Raw genomic sequence first — 14887 nt, 5'->3', positions numbered from 1 at the left:
CTTTTCCTATTTTTAATTCGTTTTTGAACTAGTTGCTTTCGTTGACGAAGATGTCTCCGACGAACTGCTTGTTGTTGAATTTGATGTGCTTGAACTTGGTGCTACTGGTTTTGTAGTCACCTTCATTGTTGTGTCGAACGGAGTAATAACTGCCGGTAAGACAACACCATTGCGATCGATTGCCTGCAAAGGTACTGAACCACTGTAATTACCTGTTATGCGTTCGCTGGTTGGTAAAAGCGCAATAACTTTGTCAATCTTAGCTAATGTTTCCTGGTCAGTTGTGACCGAAACTCGTTCGTTTGACACGGTTATACTATCAATTTGTAACTTGGGATCAATCTGGCTTTGGTCAACTTGTGGCACAACAAGCATCCCATCTCGCTTAACCTTCTTCCCAACTTTCACTGTAATCTTTTGAGGCGTTGCCACAGCGGTCAATCCACTTGGAAGATTTTCAATATTCAAGGGAACTTCAATCGTTCCAACACTGGCATCCGTCAAATCAGCAGTTACCTTAAACTTACGAGTGCTCTCCTGCATTTCGCTGGCCAAGGTCACGCGATTGGCTCCGGTTAATACCACTGAAACTTCTGATGCAAATCCGCTAATGAAATACTGGTCATCATCATAGCGGATATCGATAGGAACGTTCGTTATCGTATTGGTGTAGGTTTCTGATTTGACCTGCCTTGCGGTATTGCTATTTTGAAAGTTGGTTGACGTTGCATAGATGAATAAGATACAAGCAAAAAAGAGAGATGAAATGATGTATAGACTATTTTTTCTCATATTTCCAACCTCCTAACAAACGGTCCTTGAAACTGACTTTTTCCTCAACGGCTGGCAAAAGAATTGCTCGTAGCTCTGCTTCAAATTCTTCAATCGTCAAGTCGTGCTTGAAAACACCGTTATAGGTAATAGAAATGCCACCTGTTTCCTCTGAGACGATGAAGGTCAAGGCATCGGATACTTCTGACAAACCGATAGCCGCCCGGTGTCTGGTCCCAAATTCCTTGGAAATCCCTGTGCTTTCTGTCAAGGGCAGATAGGCAGAGGTGACTGCAATCCGATTTTCTCTGATAATCACAGCACCATCGTGTAGGGGAGTGTTGGGGATAAAGATATTAATAAGGAGTTCAGCTGAAATATTGGCATCCAAAGGAATCCCTGTCGCAATGTATTCTTGCAAGGTCCGAACTCGTTGGATGGCAACCAGAGCACCAATTTTACGAGGACTCATATATTCAACCGACTTGATAAAGGCACGAATCATTTGCTCTTCTGCACTAATTTGAGCAGTAGAAAAGAAATCTGTCGCCCTTCCCAAGCGTTCTAAACCAGTCCGAATCTCTGGAGAGAAGATAACAACCGCAGCAATAACCCCATAGGTGATAATTTGATTAATCAACCAAGAAATCGTTGTTAAACCAAGGATATTGGCTACAACCTGGGCTAATACAAAGATCACGACCCCACGCACCAAAATCATAATCTTGGTGCCAGCTATCGCTTTTGTAAAACGATATAAAATATAGGCCACAATCAAAATATCAAACAGATTGATGGCAATACTCCAAGGACTAGAAAACAAGCTAGTCCAATATTGCAGGTTGGATAATTGTTGAAAGTTCATCTGCTGTCTCCTCTCTGTCCAAACACGTTCCTTTCTATTATACCATTTTTCTGACATTTTTTTCCCTATCCTACTTCATTTTAAATTAAGGAAAAATATGATAAAATAAACTGACTAGAAAAAACAAAGGAGAAACCATGTCTCAACTCTATGATATTACCATTGTAGGTGGTGGTCCTGTCGGTCTTTTTGCGGCCTTTTACGCCCACCTACGCCAAGCCAAGGTCCAAATCATCGACTCTCTTCCCCAGTTAGGTGGACAACCTGCCATCCTCTATCCTGAAAAGGAAATCCTAGACGTTCCAGGTTTCCCAAACCTGACTGGAGAAGAATTGACCAACCGTCTAATCGAGCAATTAAATGGCTTTGATACCCCTATTCATCTCAACGAAACGGTTCTTGAGATTGAAAAACAAGATCAAGGCTTTGTAATTACAACTTCTAAAGGAAGTCACCTTTCTAAAACTGTTATCATCGCTATGGGTGGCGGTGCCTTTAAACCACGTCCTCTAGAACTAGAAGGCGTTGAGGGTTATGAAAATATCCACTACCACGTTTCCAACATCCAGCAATATGCTGGTAAGAAAGTGACGATTCTTGGTGGAGGAGACTCGGCTGTGGATTGGGCTTTGGCTTTTGAAAAAATTGCGCCAACTACCCTTGTCCACCGCAGAGATAATTTCCGCGCCTTGGAGCACAGTGTCCAAGCCTTGCAAGAATCATCTGTATCCATCAAGACACCATTCGTCCCTAGCCAACTCCTTGGAGATGGAAAAACGCTCGATAAACTTGAAATCACAAAAGTTAAATCTGACGAAACAGAAACGATTGACCTAGACCACCTCTTTGTCAACTATGGTTTCAAATCTTCTGTCGGTAACCTTAAAAACTGGGGGCTGGACCTCAACCGCCACAAGATTATCGTCAACAGTAAACAAGAATCCAGCCAAGCAGGTATCTATGCTATCGGTGACTGCTGCTACTATGACGGAAAAATTGATTTGATTGCGACAGGACTGGGCGAAGCTCCAACTGCTGTCAACAATGCTATCAACTACATCGACCCTGAGCAAAAAGTACAACCAAAACACTCTACTAGTTTATAAAAAAAGAACCACGAGTCACATAGGATTCGTGGTTTTATAGTTCATCGGCTAATTTGTTTATCTTTCTGAGTCTGTGGTTGACACCACTTTTTGTAAGGGGAGTGCTGAGACTATCTGCTAACTGCTGGATAGAGTAGTCTGGGTGCTGAATCCGCAATTGCGCTACCTCCTGCAAATCCACCGGCAGATTTTCTAAGCCCATAATATCTTTAATTTTGCTGATATTGTTGATAGTCTTCATGCTGGCAGAAACTGTCCGAGCGATATTAGCCGTTTCAGCATTATTGGCCCTATTGAGGTCATTACGGGTTTCTCGCAAAATCTTAACCCGCTCAAAATCATCACGCGCCTGCATAGCTCCGATGACAATCAAGAAGTCCATAATATCTTCGGCACGCTGGAGATAGGTCACAGCTCCCTTCTTGCGCTCAAGCACCTTGGCATCCAGCAAAAACTGCTGGAGAAGAGAGGCAATCCCTTGCGCGTGGTCCAGATAAACAGAACTGATTTCCAACTGGTACTTGCCTGATTCAGGGTCACGAATGCTTCCATTTGCCAAGAAGGCGCCACAAAGATAAGCACGACCTGCTTCCTCGTCTGATAAAATTGCCTCATCAATACCTGTTTCCAGGCCAAAGAAAGAGTCTGCCAAGTGCAAATCACTCAACAAGTCCTGCACCTTTTCATCTGTAAAAACGGTATAGACTCGATTCTTGCGAAGATTGCTCCGTTGGTGATGGCGAATTTCTGATTTGATTTCATAGAAATGGAGAAAGGACTCATAGAGGTGACGAGCCAATTTAGCATTTTCTGTCACGACAGACAAGGTCAAACCCGAAGTCGAGAGACCGATGCTACCAGACATCTTGATAATGGCAGACAATTCATGTCGGCTTAGATGGTGCTGACCTAGGATTTCTTCTTTTACTGCTACTGTGAAACTCATTTTCTCACCTGTATAATCCGCATCAACTCATCCACGATCAAATCCCCATCGTGGAAGGCACCCCCATTTTCCAGACGAAGGAAGTTGGATGAAATCACACGCGGAACTTGCTTACAAAGACCAGCAAAATCATGGTCCACCTGTACCAAGTATTCATCAAAACGGTTGGAATTCATGTATTCCTGCGGTACTTTTTCAATATTTACCAAGACAGTATCGATAAAAGCTCGACCAAGGTGGCGATGCAAAACCTCCACGTGGTCACTATCTGTAAAGTGTTCCGTCTCCCCACGTTGGGTCATGATATTGCAGACATAAGCGATTTCTGCCTTGGTCTCCAAAAGCGCCTGCCCAATTTCCTTAATCACGATATTGGGCAAAATCGAGGTAAATAGAGAACCAGGTCCGAGTACAATCATGTCACTTTCAAGAATGGTCTGCACCACTCGACGACTGGCTAGAGGCGTATCATCGTTGAGGGTATTGGTCACATAGACGTGGTCAATCATGCCTGTATGGTCTGCAATATGACTCTCTCCAGCCACTTCTGTCCCGTCCTGAAAGACTGCGTGCAGGGTCAAAGGATGGTCACTGGAAGGATAAATCTTCCCAGTTGTATGGAAAAATTTGCTCAGCAACTGCATGGCATTATAGGTCGAACCCTGCATTTCTGACAGGCCAGCGATAATGAGATTTCCCAATGGATGGCCAGCAAAGGCTCCCGCATCTTCAGAAAAGCGGTACTGAAAGACTTTCTCATAAAACTTAGGCATATCCGACATGGCCACAAGGACATTGCGAAGATCCCCTGGCGGTGTCAACTGCTGCATGTTTTTTCGGAGTTCACCTGATGAACCACCATCATCGGCCACCGTTACGATAGCAGCGATTTCCACATCTTTTTCACGCAGACTTTTAAGAATGACGGGGATCCCAGTCCCTCCACCAATCACCGTTATCTTTGGTTTTCTCATGAACGGTTTACCGTTTCCTTTCTTCTGTCTTTGTCGCGATGCCCTTCATTAACAGGCCAATTCTTGGATAAGTCCTGCGCCAAGCGTTTAGCAAAGGCCACACTACGGTGTTGCCCACCCGTACAACCCATGGCAATGGTCAAAACGGACTTACCTTCCTTTTGGTAACTTGGCAAAATCGGCTCAATCAAGGCCAACAAATGTTGATAGAAGTCTTCTGACTCAGGGTGATTCATGACATAGTCATAAACTGGTTCATCTACACCCGTTTGGTTTCGCAGTTCTGGAAGGTAGTATGGATTTGGCAAGAAACGGACATCAAAAACCAAGTCTGCATCAATCGGGATTCCATATTTAAAGCCAAAAGACATGACTTCGATACGGAAAGACTGGGCTTGTTCCTGATCAGAAAACTGCTCTGCAATGGTTTTACGCAACTCACGTGGAGTAAGTTCAGTCGTATCCACCACATTTTGACTCATATTTTTCAAAGGCGCCAAGAGTTCACGTTCCAGCTTGATTCCATCCAAAATCCGTCCATCTGCAGCTAGAGGGTGACTTCGTCTAGTTTCCTTGTAACGCGCGACCAATTCCTTATCAGCTGCATCCAAAAAGAGAATTTTAAAGTCCAGTTCTTCCTTGTTTTCCAACTCATCCAAAACAGTTTGAATCTCTGAAAAGAAAGAACGGCTACGCATATCCACTACCAAGGCCAACTTATGGTCGTCTTCCTTTGTTTCCACCAACTGCAAAAACTTAGGCAAGAGAGCTGGCGGCATATTATCAATAGTAAAATAACCCAAATCTTCGAAGGACTGAATGGCAACTGTTTTCCCTGCACCACTCATTCCTGTCACAATCACCAAGTGAAGTTGTTTCTTTGTCATCTTTTTCTCCTTATATCAAAAGAAGTTTGGCAACACCAAACTTCAACTAGCTTATCCAATCTCTGCGATGACTTCGATTTCGACTTTTACATCACGAGGAAGACGAGCTACCTCTACTGCTGAACGAGCTGGAAATTCTTCTTTAAAGGCCGTTTGGTAAACCTCGTTAAAAGGAACAAAGTCGTTCATATCGCTCAAGAAGCAAGTTGTTTTGACAACATGGTCAAAGTCTGTTCCTGCTTCTGCCAAAATAGCACCAATGTTTTTCAAGACTTGTTCTGTCTGTTCTTGGATCGTTTCTCCAACGATTTCCCCAGTTTCAGGAGATAGAGGAACTTGACCACTAGCAAACAAAAGGTTGCCAACGATTTTTCCTTGAACATATGGTCCGATAGCCTTTGGAGCTTTGTCTGTATGAATTGTTTTTGCCATTTTCTTTTCCTCACAATTTTTCTAAGATTGCATCCCAAGCCTCATCCATCCCTGCCTTGCTGACAGATGAAAAGAGGATGAAATCGTCACTTGGGTCAAAGTTTAATTTCTTTTTGATTGCTGATTCGTGCTTGTTCCATTTACCACGAGGAATCTTGTCCGCCTTGGTCGCAACGATGATAACCGGAATCTCATAATACTTGAGAAATTCGTACATCTGTACATCATCTGCTGACGGGTCATGACGAAGGTCAACTAGACTGACCACTGCACGGAGATTTTCCCGAGTCGTTAAGTACTCCTCAATCATGCGCCCCCACTTTTCACGTTCCTTCTTGGAAACGCGGGCATAGCCATAACCAGGCACATCCACAAAGCGCATCTTGTCATCAATGTTAAAGAAGTTGAGAAGCTGGGTTTTACCAGGTTTCCCTGATGTTCGGGCTAGATTCTTACGGTTCAGCATGGTGTTGATAAAGCTAGACTTGCCAACATTGGAACGCCCTGCTAGGGCAATCTCTGGCAGTTCATCCTGCGGATAGTGGGATTTATTAGCCGCACTGAGTAAGATTTCAGCATTGTGTGTATTAAGTTCCATAGTCACCTCTAGGCTGTTTCTAGGATTGGTTTATCCGTTCCATCGACAGCTTCTTTAGTGATGCGGACCAATTTCACATTTTCCTGACTCGGTACTTCAAACATGACATCTAGCATGGTTTCTTCGATAATCGAGCGAAGACCACGCGCACCAGTTTTGCGTTCGATAGCCTTATTGGCGATTTCTTGAAGGGCTTCGTCGTCAAATTCCAACTCGACATCATCATAAGAAAGCAAGGTTTGATATTGTTTAACCAAGGCATTTCTTGGCTCTTTCAAGATACGAACCAAATCATCTACTGTCAACTGTTCAAGAGCTGCAAAGACTGGCAAGCGTCCAATCAACTCAGGGATAATACCAAATTTTTGAATATCTTCAGCGATGATTTCTTGCATGTAGGAGCTATTTTCGTCAATCGCCTTGTTATTTTGACCAAAGCCGATAACCTTTTCACCCAGACGTTGTTTGACGATTTCTTCAATACCATCAAAGGCACCACCCACGATGAAGAGGATATTTTTAGTATCCACTTGAATCATCTCTTGTTGTGGATGTTTACGTCCACCTTGAGGCGGTACGCTGGCAACTGTTCCCTCGATAATCTTAAGAAGGGCTTGTTGCACCCCTTCACCAGAAACGTCACGTGTGATCGATACGTTCTCGCTCTTCTTAGCAATCTTGTCAATTTCATCCACGTAGATAATCCCACGCTCTGCACGTTCAATGTTAAAGTCAGCAGCCTGCAGGAGTTTGAGGAGGATATTTTCCACATCCTCACCAACATAACCAGCCTCAGTAAGAGCTGTTGCATCCGCAATCGCAAAAGGCACATTCAAGCTCTTAGCCAAGGTCTGGGCAAGGAAAGTTTTCCCTGAACCAGTTGGGCCAATCATCAAGATATTTGATTTCTGCAAATCCACATCTTCTGACTCTTCACGCGTATCGTGGAAATTGATACGTTTGTAGTGGTTGTAAACCGCCACTGCCAAGGCACGCTTGGCACGATCTTGACCAATTACATAGTGGTTCAAGATGTGGAGGAGTTCGATTGGTTTTGGTACCTCAGACAAGTCTGCCAAGACTTCCTCAGCCAACTCTTCCCGAATGATTTCCTGGGCTAACTCCACACATTCATTACAGATAAAGGCGTTGTTCCCAGCAATTATTTTTTGTACTTCTTCTTGGCTTTTGCCACAAAATGAGCAATAAACCATCATATCATTATTCCTAGTTGTAGGCATGATTTCCTTCCGTTCTATTCTATACTGTCATTCTATCTAAAATAAGGTCATGTAAAATGCATGGATACTATTGACCAAATTGGTAAATGCATTTAACCAGAGCAGGACAGAAAGTCCATAACGCTTTTTACGAAAAGCCTGTGCCCCTGCAAGCAAGCAGACCAAACACAGCATGGCTGTGAAAAAACCAAATATACTACGTTCCATTAGACTTCCTTTCTCTTGCGGTATTGGATGGTAAAATCATAAGGATTTTTGTCATCTTTGGTATAAGATTTGCTTGAAACCGTCTCAAAAAGGGACAAGTCAAACTCTTCAGGGAAATAGGTATCGCCCTCCACCCGAGCATGGATTTGAGTGACAATTACTTCATCCAAATAGGGTTCAAAAGCCTGAAAAATCTGCTTTCCACCAATAATATAGAGATTCTTTTCTTGAGCCTGATACCAGTCCAAGACAGACTGGACATCATAAAAAGTAGTAACCCCATCTATCTTTTCTTCTGGATTACGAGTCAAAATCAAGGTCTCCCGTTTTGGAAGCAAGCGACGCCCCATCCCATCAAAGGTCACGCGCCCCATCAAGATAGCATGATTCAGAGTTGTTTCTTTGAAGTGTTGCAGTTCTGCTGGTAAATGCCAAGGCAGACGATTGTCCTTACCAATCACACCCTCTTCATCCTGGGCCCAAATAGCTACGATTTTCTTAGTCATGCTTCCATCCTTTTCACTGATAGTACTATTTTATCAAAAAACTCAAAAAAAGACTGGTTTGGAATGCGTTCAGTTTGACAGAAAAGAAGCAGGCTAGCTTTAGCCTGCTTCTCCGGTCCCTAGGACATACGTTGCTTTGCTTCTGATTCAATTTTTTTGACTACTTCTTGAATGTTCAAGCCAGTTGTATCAAGGTAGACAGCATCCTCTGCTTGTTTGAGAGGCGAAGTCTCACGATGACTATCCTTGTAGTCACGCGCAGCAATTTCCTCTTTTAGAGTTTCAAGGTCTGTTTCAATTCCCTTGGCAATATTTTCCTTGTAACGGCGCTCTGCTCTTTCATCTACCGAAGCTACTAGGAAAATTTTCAATTCTGCTTGTGGCAATACAACAGTCCCAATATCGCGACCGTCCATGACAATCCCACCTTGCTGGGCAATCTCTTGTTGGAGAGAAACTAGTTTCTCTCGTACTTCAGGAATTGCTGCAATAGCAGAAACATGATTAGTCACTTCATTTTCACGAATAGGATGGGTAATATCCACATCTCCTACAAAAACAAGCTGTTCCCCAGTTTCTGAACGTCCAAAACTGATTGGATGCTGGTCCAATAAGTCTAAGAGTTCTTCAACTTGTTCAACTCCTAATTGGTTCTTGAGAGCCATGTAGGTCGCTGCACGATACATAGCACCTGTATCTAGATATGTGTAACCAAAATCCTTAGCGATAATCTTTGCGACTGTACTCTTACCACTTGAAGCTGGACCATCGATAGCAATTTGAATCGTCTTCATTTATGACTCCTATCTAGTCTTAATCACATCTCCAGGATTTGCAAACCAAGATCCTGTAGCCATATGTCCAGGATTCAAAGCCTCTAACTGAGCAATCGAGATTCCTGCACGAGCGGCAATGGCGGCTTCTCCTTCTCCAGCCATAACTTTTGTAGTCCCTTCTGGATCAGTTGGATGTTCTGAGCTACTAGATGACTCCTCTACCTTCTCCTCTGAACTAGAAGATGCCTGCTCTGAACTACTACTAGAAGTAGAAGAAACTTGCTCTACTTTTGTATCTGAATCGTGAAAATCTTTCAAGGCTGCCGTGCGATTACTCCCACCCGATGAAAGATAGATAAGAACAATAATCATCACGACTACAATCACAAAGAAAATACTTGCTAAAATAGTCAAGATACGATTAGCCAGCACTCCTCCACCTTGTTCTCTCTTACGACGTTCTGATCTTGTTTCTTCTTGATTCTCATAAATATCTTCTTGCCACGGTTCTTTTGCCATACCTTACTCCTTGTTTTTTTTTACTTTTCTTATTACAATATAAATATGAAAATCACACTTATACCTGAACGTTGCATCGCCTGTGGGCTTTGCCAAACTTATTCTGAATTATTTGATTACCACGATAATGGAATCGTGCGTTTTTACGATGACCCTGACCAACTAGAAAAAGAAATCTCTCCTAGTCAGGACGTCATAGAAGCTGTTAGAAACTGTCCGACACGTGCCTTGATTAAAGATTAACTCTAATATCGACAAGAACGTTCCACTCCTTCTAGTTTAGCATATTTCCATGCAAAATTATAGTCTTTTCTCTTTATTTTTTTCTGTAAAATCAGGAAGGTCACTTTTTTCTTTGACGAGATAAAGTGGTCTTTTTTTAGTCTCTAGATAAATCTTACTGATATACTTGCCGAGAATCCCAATGGTCAAGAGTTGAATCCCACCAAGGAAGAGAATAACAGCCATCAGAGAGGTCCAACCTGATGTCGGATTGCCCAAAATGAGGGTCCGAACCACAACAAAAAAGGTCATAAGTAGAGAAATAAAACAAGATAGGAGACCTGCCACAAAGGCTATAATCAAGGGAAAATCTGAAAAGTTAACAATCCCTTCAATAGAGTAGAAAAAGAGTTGCCTAAAACTCCAACTGGTCTTGCCAGCCTGCCTTTCGACATTTGGATAGTCCAGATAGTGGGTTTTAAAGCCGACCCAGGCAAAGAGTCCCTTCGAAAAGCGATTGGACTCAGTCAAGCTTAAAATGGCATCCACTACAGATCTTCTCATCATGCGAAAATCACGGACACCTGACGGCAAGGCTACTGGACTAATTTTTTGCATAAGACGATAAAAGAGATTAGCACAGAAACTGCGAAAGAAGGGTTCTCCCCCTCGACTGGTTCTGCGTGTTCCAACACAGTCCAAGTCTGCATTCTGGTCTAGTAAATTTTTCATCTCAAGCAACATACTCGGAGGATCCTGGAGGTCTGCATCCATCACCACCACTAAATCTCCTGTCGCATATTGTAAGCCTGCATAGAGAGCTGCTTCTTTGCCAAAATTTCGAGAGAAAGAAATATAATGAACTGCCGGATTTTGCTCCCGATAGGACTTTAAGAGTTCCAAGGTCCCATCACTTGATCCATCGGAGACAAAGACATACTCGATTTCTGTCTCCAAATCTGGAAGTAAAGCTTCCAAAGCCTGATAAAAAAGAGGAAGTACTTCCTCTTCGTTTAAACAGGGGACAATGATTGATATCACCATCTTAGTCTTCAAATCCATTTGGATGCTTGCTTTGCCAACGCCATGCGTCTTCACACATTTGGGTGATGTCTAATTCTGCTTCCCAGCCCAGTTCTGCTTTGGCTTTTGCAGGATCTGAATAGCAGGCTGCGATATCCCCTGGGCGACGGTCTACGATGCGGTAAGGAATTGGACGTCCCACCGCTTTTTCCATATTTTGGATAATTTCAAGAACAGAATAGCCTTTACCTGTTCCAAGGTTATAAACGTTTAGGCCTGAACCTTTTTGAATTTTTTTCAGAGCTGCAACGTGACCTTTAGCCAAGTCGACAACGTGGATATAATCGCGAACACCAGTTCCGTCTTCCGTATCGTAATCATCTCCAAACACTTGCACTTGCTCTAATTTTCCAACGGCTACTTGAGTCACATATGGCAAGAGGTTGTTTGGAATACCATTTGGATTTTCTCCTAGGTCTCCACTTTCATGAGCTCCGATTGGGTTGAAATAACGAAGCAAGACCACATTCCATTCTGAGTCTGCCTTGTAGATATCCGTCAAAATTTCCTCTAACATGAGTTTAGTACGACCGTATGGATTGGTCACTGAAAGTGGGAAATCTTCCAAGATTGGCACTGTATGAGGATCTCCGTAAACTGTCGCAGAAGAACTGAAAATAATGTTTTTACAGTTGTTTTCTTCCATTACCTTCAAAAGACTAACAGTTCCAGCGATATTGTTGTCATAGTAGGCAAGAGGAATACGTGTTGATTCGCCGACAGCCTTCAAGCCAGCAAAGTGAATGACACCAGTTGGTTCTTCTTGCTTGAAAATGTCACGAAGAGTATCTGTATCACGGATATCTGCCTCATAGAAAGGCACTTCAACTCCTGTGATTCTTTCAACAACTTCTAAACTTTTTCTATTACTATTAACAAGGTTATCCACCACAACAACCTGATGACCTGCTTGGATTAACTCAATAACAGTGTGGGTTCCGATAAAACCTGCTCCACCCGTTACCAAAATCTTTTCTTGCATCTTTTTTCCTCGATTCTCGGATTATTTTTTCTTATTTTACCATTTTTGATAGGGAATGTCATTTGCCATCCTAGAGGGGAGGCTAAAATTTAAGTAAAATTCTTACTCGCTTTTTACTCGTTTGACATAGTTTTCAATTGGGTAGTTTAGAGGGTCCATGGTCAACTCCTTGTCTTGGATCAGTTGAGCTAGATGGTAACCAATGATAGGACCAGTTGTGAGGCCTGATGAACCTAGTCCACTAGCAGCATAGACACCTGATAAGCCAGGTACTTGCCCAAAGAAAGGAGAGAAATCACTGGTATAGGCACGGATTCCCACACGCTCAGCTCTTGAAGTCGCTCTAGCTAAAACTGGATAGTGAGGCAAGGCTGCCTCCTCCATTTGTTGGAGTAAGGTTTCATCTACCGTCAAATCAAATCCCATGTCATTTTCATGAGTAGCGCCTAGGGATAATTTCCCACCTGCAAAAGGAATCAAATCCCACTCCCCTTCTGGCATAACAACAGGGTAAGCTTCCATGTCTTGGCTAAGCTGATAATCTCGTAGTTGTCCTTTTTGAGGACGGACATCCACAGCATAACCCAAGGGTTCTAACAAGTCACCCAACCAAGCTCCAGTCGCCAAAATAACCTGATCAAACACCTCTTCGCCAATTTGGTAGCCTGATGCTAAAGGTGTCAGAGTTACTTTTTCTTTGACCAGCTTGACCTGACTGGCTTCCAGCAAACGAGTCACTAAAAGTTTGCCATCTACTCTCGCTCCACCAGAAGCATAGAGCAGACGGTCAAATCCCTGCAAACCAGGGAATAATTCGTTAGCTGATGCTTGGTCCAGAATGGCTAACCGGCCTATCAAAGGAGATTCTTCTCTACGCTGGAGGGCTAGTTGATAGAGTGCTTCCAACTTAGTTTCATCCTTTTTCAGGAGAAAGACTCCCGAACGCTGGTAAAAGTCGATTTCTTGTCCTGACTTCTCTAAATCTGCTAATAAATCCACATAAAAGTCAGCCCCCAAGCGCGCCATTTTGTACCAGGCCTTATTGCGGCGTTTGGAAAACCAGGGGCTGATAATTCCTGCTGCGGCCTTAGTAGCCTGACCTTGTCCATGATCAAAGACTGTTACTTCTAGATCACTTTCTTTCGAGAGGTAGTAGGCAGCTGTTGCACCTACAATCCCTGCTCCAATAATGGCAACTTTTTTCATTGTCTTCACCTTCTAACTAGATATGGTGGAAAGGATTGGTCGATGCTTGACTAGGTAAGATATCAATAGTCCAGCCTTTTTCCTCTTTCCATTGATTAAGAAGCTCTGCAATTTTTTCTACAAAAAGCACTTCGATATAGTGACCTGGGTCCAAGGCTAGCAAGCCATCAGACAGCATATCCTGAGCAGTGTGGTAGTAAATATCACCAGTGATATAAACATCTGCCCCCTTTGCCAAAGCATCCTTATAGAAAGACTGCCCGCTACCACCACAGATGGCCACTCTTGAAATAGGCTTCTGCAAATCTCTCTCTTGATAATGCACCAATCGAAGGCTATCTAAACCAAAGACTTGCTTGACATGCTGGGCCAATTCCCCAAATGTCTGAGGCTGAACATTCCCAATACGTCCAATTCCACGTTCAGGACCTGTCTCCTGCAGATAGGTCGTTTCCTCGATACCTAGCATCTGACAGAACCAATCATTGAGGCCATTTTCAACGATGTCAATATTGGTATGGCTGACATAAACTGCGATGTCATGCTTTATCAAATCAATGTAAATCTGATTTTGTGGACGGCTAGCTACCAAATCCTTGATGGGACGGAAAATCGGCGCATGCTTGACAATAATCAAGTCTACACCCTTTTCAATGGCTTCAACCACCGTTTCTTCACGAATATCGAGAGCCACCATGACCCTTTGGATATCCTTGTCTAAAGTACCAATTTGCAGACCACGACTGTCTCCCTCCATGGAAAATTCCTGAGGGCAAAAGGCTTCATACGCATTAATCACTTCACTTGCTAACATGGAGAACCTCCTTGATGGCTTGAATTTTATCTACTAGAACTTGACGTTCTTCCAGATTTTTTTCTGGGATTTGTCCGAGGGCAAACTCTAGCTTAACAGCTTCTTTTTGCCATTTTTGGACAAAGACTGGACTGACCTCTTTGGACAAGAAGGGACCAAAGCGAACATCACTAGCTGATAGCTTCATTTGTCCTGCTTCCACCACCAAAATCTCGTAAAACTTGCCAGCCTCTTCTAAGATACTTTCAGCTACAATCTGAAATTCGTTCTCTTGTAGCCAGATACGCAAGTCGTCTTCACGATTATTGGGTTGGAGGATTAAACGCTCTACATTAGCTAACTTGTCCAAGCCTTCTTCTAAAATCCTGGCAATCAAACGACCACCCATACCAGCAATGGTAATGACCGATACCTTATCTGCCTCTTCAAAGGCTGCCAAGCCATTTGCTAAACGGACTTGGATTTTCTCCTTTAACCCGTGACTTTCAACATTTTTAACCGCGGACTGGTAGGGACCTTCTACAACCTCACCTGCAATGGCACTTTTGATTTGTCCTCTTTCGACCAACTCGATAGGCAGATAAGCATGGTCACTCCCCACATCTAGTAAAATGGCTCCCTGTGGCACAAAGGAAGCCACTAATTCTAATCTCTTTGAAATCATCTTCTCTCACTTTCCAAAACTCTATTACCTCTTATTATACCACATTTCAGCTGGCAATCTTGTACCTAAAAAGACCGCAATCCACAGA

The 14887-nt window shown here is 43.1% G+C and carries 19 protein-coding genes; 2 read left to right on the top strand and 17 right to left on the bottom strand.

Going from position 1 to position 14887, the window contains the following annotated elements:
- Positions 1-12 precede the first annotated feature (12 nt).
- Both KB197_RS03405 and cdaA read right to left on the bottom strand, forming a co-directional pair.
- Positions 13-792, bottom strand: a complete 780-nt coding sequence (locus KB197_RS03405) for a CdaR family protein (protein WP_064275961.1) — start codon at positions 790-792, stop codon at positions 13-15.
- On the bottom strand, positions 779-1636 hold the full coding sequence (cdaA, locus tag KB197_RS03400; RefSeq protein ID WP_064275962.1) for a diadenylate cyclase CdaA: 858 nt from the start codon (positions 1634-1636) through the stop codon (positions 779-781). Before cdaA ends, KB197_RS03405 begins: the two co-directional genes overlap by 14 nt.
- Positions 1637-1773: 137 nt before the next feature.
- Here cdaA and KB197_RS03395 point away from each other — a divergent pair, with 137 nt between their 5' ends.
- Positions 1774-2742 (top strand): NAD(P)/FAD-dependent oxidoreductase, encoded by a 969-nt coding sequence (locus KB197_RS03395; protein WP_064275963.1) that lies wholly within the window; start codon positions 1774-1776, stop codon positions 2740-2742.
- Between the two features lie 34 nt (positions 2743-2776).
- Here KB197_RS03395 and whiA read toward each other — a convergent pair whose 3' ends face one another.
- The 10 genes from whiA to KB197_RS03345 all read right to left on the bottom strand — a co-directional run bounded on the left by whiA (position 2777) and on the right by KB197_RS03345 (position 9828).
- On the bottom strand, positions 2777-3688 hold the full coding sequence (gene whiA / locus KB197_RS03390; RefSeq protein WP_049540853.1) for a DNA-binding protein WhiA: 912 nt from the start codon (positions 3686-3688) through the stop codon (positions 2777-2779).
- Positions 3685-4662, bottom strand: coding sequence for a YvcK family protein (locus tag KB197_RS03385; RefSeq protein ID WP_064275964.1), 978 nt, complete (start codon positions 4660-4662; stop codon positions 3685-3687). Before KB197_RS03385 ends, whiA begins: the two co-directional genes overlap by 4 nt.
- Complete coding sequence (gene rapZ / locus KB197_RS03380; RefSeq protein WP_050971342.1) at positions 4659-5549, bottom strand: RNase adapter RapZ; 891 nt, start codon at positions 5547-5549, stop codon at positions 4659-4661. Before rapZ ends, KB197_RS03385 begins: the two co-directional genes overlap by 4 nt.
- A gap of 51 nt (positions 5550-5600) precedes the next feature.
- Positions 5601-5981, bottom strand: coding sequence for a RidA family protein (locus KB197_RS03375; RefSeq protein WP_001140420.1), 381 nt, complete (start codon positions 5979-5981; stop codon positions 5601-5603).
- A 10-nt stretch (positions 5982-5991) separates the two neighbouring features.
- A complete protein-coding gene (yihA, locus tag KB197_RS03370; RefSeq protein ID WP_000422605.1) occupies positions 5992-6579 on the bottom strand; it encodes a ribosome biogenesis GTP-binding protein YihA/YsxC in 588 nt (195 codons plus the stop codon).
- An 8-nt stretch (positions 6580-6587) separates the two neighbouring features.
- Positions 6588-7820 (bottom strand): ATP-dependent Clp protease ATP-binding subunit ClpX, encoded by a 1233-nt coding sequence (gene clpX / locus KB197_RS03365; RefSeq protein WP_025169664.1) that lies wholly within the window; start codon positions 7818-7820, stop codon positions 6588-6590.
- A 36-nt stretch (positions 7821-7856) separates the two neighbouring features.
- Positions 7857-8027: a hypothetical protein gene (locus KB197_RS03360; RefSeq protein ID WP_000442260.1), complete on the bottom strand. Its 171-nt coding sequence runs from the start codon at positions 8025-8027 to the stop codon at positions 7857-7859.
- The gene (locus KB197_RS03355) at positions 8027-8533 is read right to left on the bottom strand and encodes a dihydrofolate reductase (protein ID WP_064275965.1); all 507 of its coding nucleotides are present in this window, start codon (positions 8531-8533) and stop codon (positions 8027-8029) included. The genes KB197_RS03360 and KB197_RS03355 overlap by 1 nt, the downstream gene beginning before the upstream one ends.
- Positions 8534-8652: 119 nt before the next feature.
- On the bottom strand, positions 8653-9327 hold the full coding sequence (gene cmk / locus KB197_RS03350; protein ID WP_064275966.1) for a (d)CMP kinase: 675 nt from the start codon (positions 9325-9327) through the stop codon (positions 8653-8655).
- A gap of 9 nt (positions 9328-9336) precedes the next feature.
- Positions 9337-9828, bottom strand: a complete 492-nt coding sequence (locus tag KB197_RS03345) for an SAG1386/EF1546 family surface-associated protein (RefSeq protein WP_001040919.1) — start codon at positions 9826-9828, stop codon at positions 9337-9339.
- 45 nt (positions 9829-9873) lie between these two features.
- Between KB197_RS03345 and KB197_RS03340 the strand changes: the two genes are divergently transcribed.
- A complete protein-coding gene (locus KB197_RS03340; protein ID WP_024057475.1) occupies positions 9874-10071 on the top strand; it encodes a ferredoxin in 198 nt (65 codons plus the stop codon).
- Positions 10072-10128: 57 nt separating this feature from the next.
- On the opposite strand, the gene KB197_RS03335 is transcribed toward KB197_RS03340, so the two are convergent.
- From KB197_RS03335 to KB197_RS03315, 5 genes are all read right to left on the bottom strand, one after another.
- A complete protein-coding gene (locus KB197_RS03335; RefSeq protein ID WP_064276028.1) occupies positions 10129-11094 on the bottom strand; it encodes a glycosyltransferase family 2 protein in 966 nt (321 codons plus the stop codon).
- A 1-nt stretch (position 11095) separates the two neighbouring features.
- The gene (gene galE, locus KB197_RS03330) at positions 11096-12115 is read right to left on the bottom strand and encodes a UDP-glucose 4-epimerase GalE (protein WP_001156556.1); all 1020 of its coding nucleotides are present in this window, start codon (positions 12113-12115) and stop codon (positions 11096-11098) included.
- Between the two features lie 102 nt (positions 12116-12217).
- A complete protein-coding gene (locus KB197_RS03325) occupies positions 12218-13321 on the bottom strand; it encodes an NAD(P)/FAD-dependent oxidoreductase (RefSeq protein ID WP_064275967.1) in 1104 nt (367 codons plus the stop codon).
- Between the two features lie 16 nt (positions 13322-13337).
- Positions 13338-14135 (bottom strand): Nif3-like dinuclear metal center hexameric protein, encoded by a 798-nt coding sequence (locus KB197_RS03320; protein ID WP_049502397.1) that lies wholly within the window; start codon positions 14133-14135, stop codon positions 13338-13340.
- On the bottom strand, positions 14122-14799 hold the full coding sequence (locus tag KB197_RS03315; RefSeq protein WP_064275968.1) for a tRNA (adenine(22)-N(1))-methyltransferase: 678 nt from the start codon (positions 14797-14799) through the stop codon (positions 14122-14124). Before KB197_RS03315 ends, KB197_RS03320 begins: the two co-directional genes overlap by 14 nt.
- Positions 14800-14887 lie beyond the last annotated feature (88 nt).

Source organism: Streptococcus sp. 11-4097, from assembly GCF_018215285.2.
Classification (GTDB): Bacteria; Bacillota; Bacilli; order Lactobacillales; family Streptococcaceae; genus Streptococcus.
This window is presented reverse-complemented; position numbering and strand designations above follow the sequence as displayed.

Coding starts and splice junctions, on each gene's coding strand:
- KB197_RS03375 (WP_001140420.1), bottom strand. CDS start 5,981: ATGGCAAAAACAATTCATACAGACAAAGCTCCAAAGGCTATCGGACCA.
- cmk (WP_064275966.1), bottom strand. CDS start 9,327: ATGAAGACGATTCAAATTGCTATCGATGGTCCAGCTTCAAGTGGTAAG.
- cdaA (WP_064275962.1), bottom strand. CDS start 1,636: ATGAACTTTCAACAATTATCCAACCTGCAATATTGGACTAGCTTGTTT.
- rapZ (WP_050971342.1), bottom strand. CDS start 5,549: ATGACAAAGAAACAACTTCACTTGGTGATTGTGACAGGAATGAGTGGT.
- KB197_RS03340 (WP_024057475.1), top strand. CDS start 9,874: ATGAAAATCACACTTATACCTGAACGTTGCATCGCCTGTGGGCTTTGC.
- KB197_RS03405 (WP_064275961.1), bottom strand. CDS start 792: ATGAGAAAAAATAGTCTATACATCATTTCATCTCTCTTTTTTGCTTGT.
- KB197_RS03345 (WP_001040919.1), bottom strand. CDS start 9,828: ATGGCAAAAGAACCGTGGCAAGAAGATATTTATGAGAATCAAGAAGAA.
- whiA (WP_049540853.1), bottom strand. CDS start 3,688: ATGAGTTTCACAGTAGCAGTAAAAGAAGAAATCCTAGGTCAGCACCAT.
- KB197_RS03385 (WP_064275964.1), bottom strand. CDS start 4,662: ATGAGAAAACCAAAGATAACGGTGATTGGTGGAGGGACTGGGATCCCC.
- galE (WP_001156556.1), bottom strand. CDS start 12,115: ATGCAAGAAAAGATTTTGGTAACGGGTGGAGCAGGTTTTATCGGAACC.
- clpX (WP_025169664.1), bottom strand. CDS start 7,820: ATGCCTACAACTAGGAATAATGATATGATGGTTTATTGCTCATTTTGT.
- KB197_RS03355 (WP_064275965.1), bottom strand. CDS start 8,533: ATGACTAAGAAAATCGTAGCTATTTGGGCCCAGGATGAAGAGGGTGTG.
- KB197_RS03395 (WP_064275963.1), top strand. CDS start 1,774: ATGTCTCAACTCTATGATATTACCATTGTAGGTGGTGGTCCTGTCGGT.
- KB197_RS03320 (WP_049502397.1), bottom strand. CDS start 14,135: ATGTTAGCAAGTGAAGTGATTAATGCGTATGAAGCCTTTTGCCCTCAG.
- KB197_RS03360 (WP_000442260.1), bottom strand. CDS start 8,027: ATGGAACGTAGTATATTTGGTTTTTTCACAGCCATGCTGTGTTTGGTC.
- yihA (WP_000422605.1), bottom strand. CDS start 6,579: ATGGAACTTAATACACACAATGCTGAAATCTTACTCAGTGCGGCTAAT.
- KB197_RS03335 (WP_064276028.1), bottom strand. CDS start 11,094: ATGGTGATATCAATCATTGTCCCCTGTTTAAACGAAGAGGAAGTACTT.
- KB197_RS03325 (WP_064275967.1), bottom strand. CDS start 13,321: ATGAAAAAAGTTGCCATTATTGGAGCAGGGATTGTAGGTGCAACAGCT.
- KB197_RS03315 (WP_064275968.1), bottom strand. CDS start 14,799: ATGATTTCAAAGAGATTAGAATTAGTGGCTTCCTTTGTGCCACAGGGA.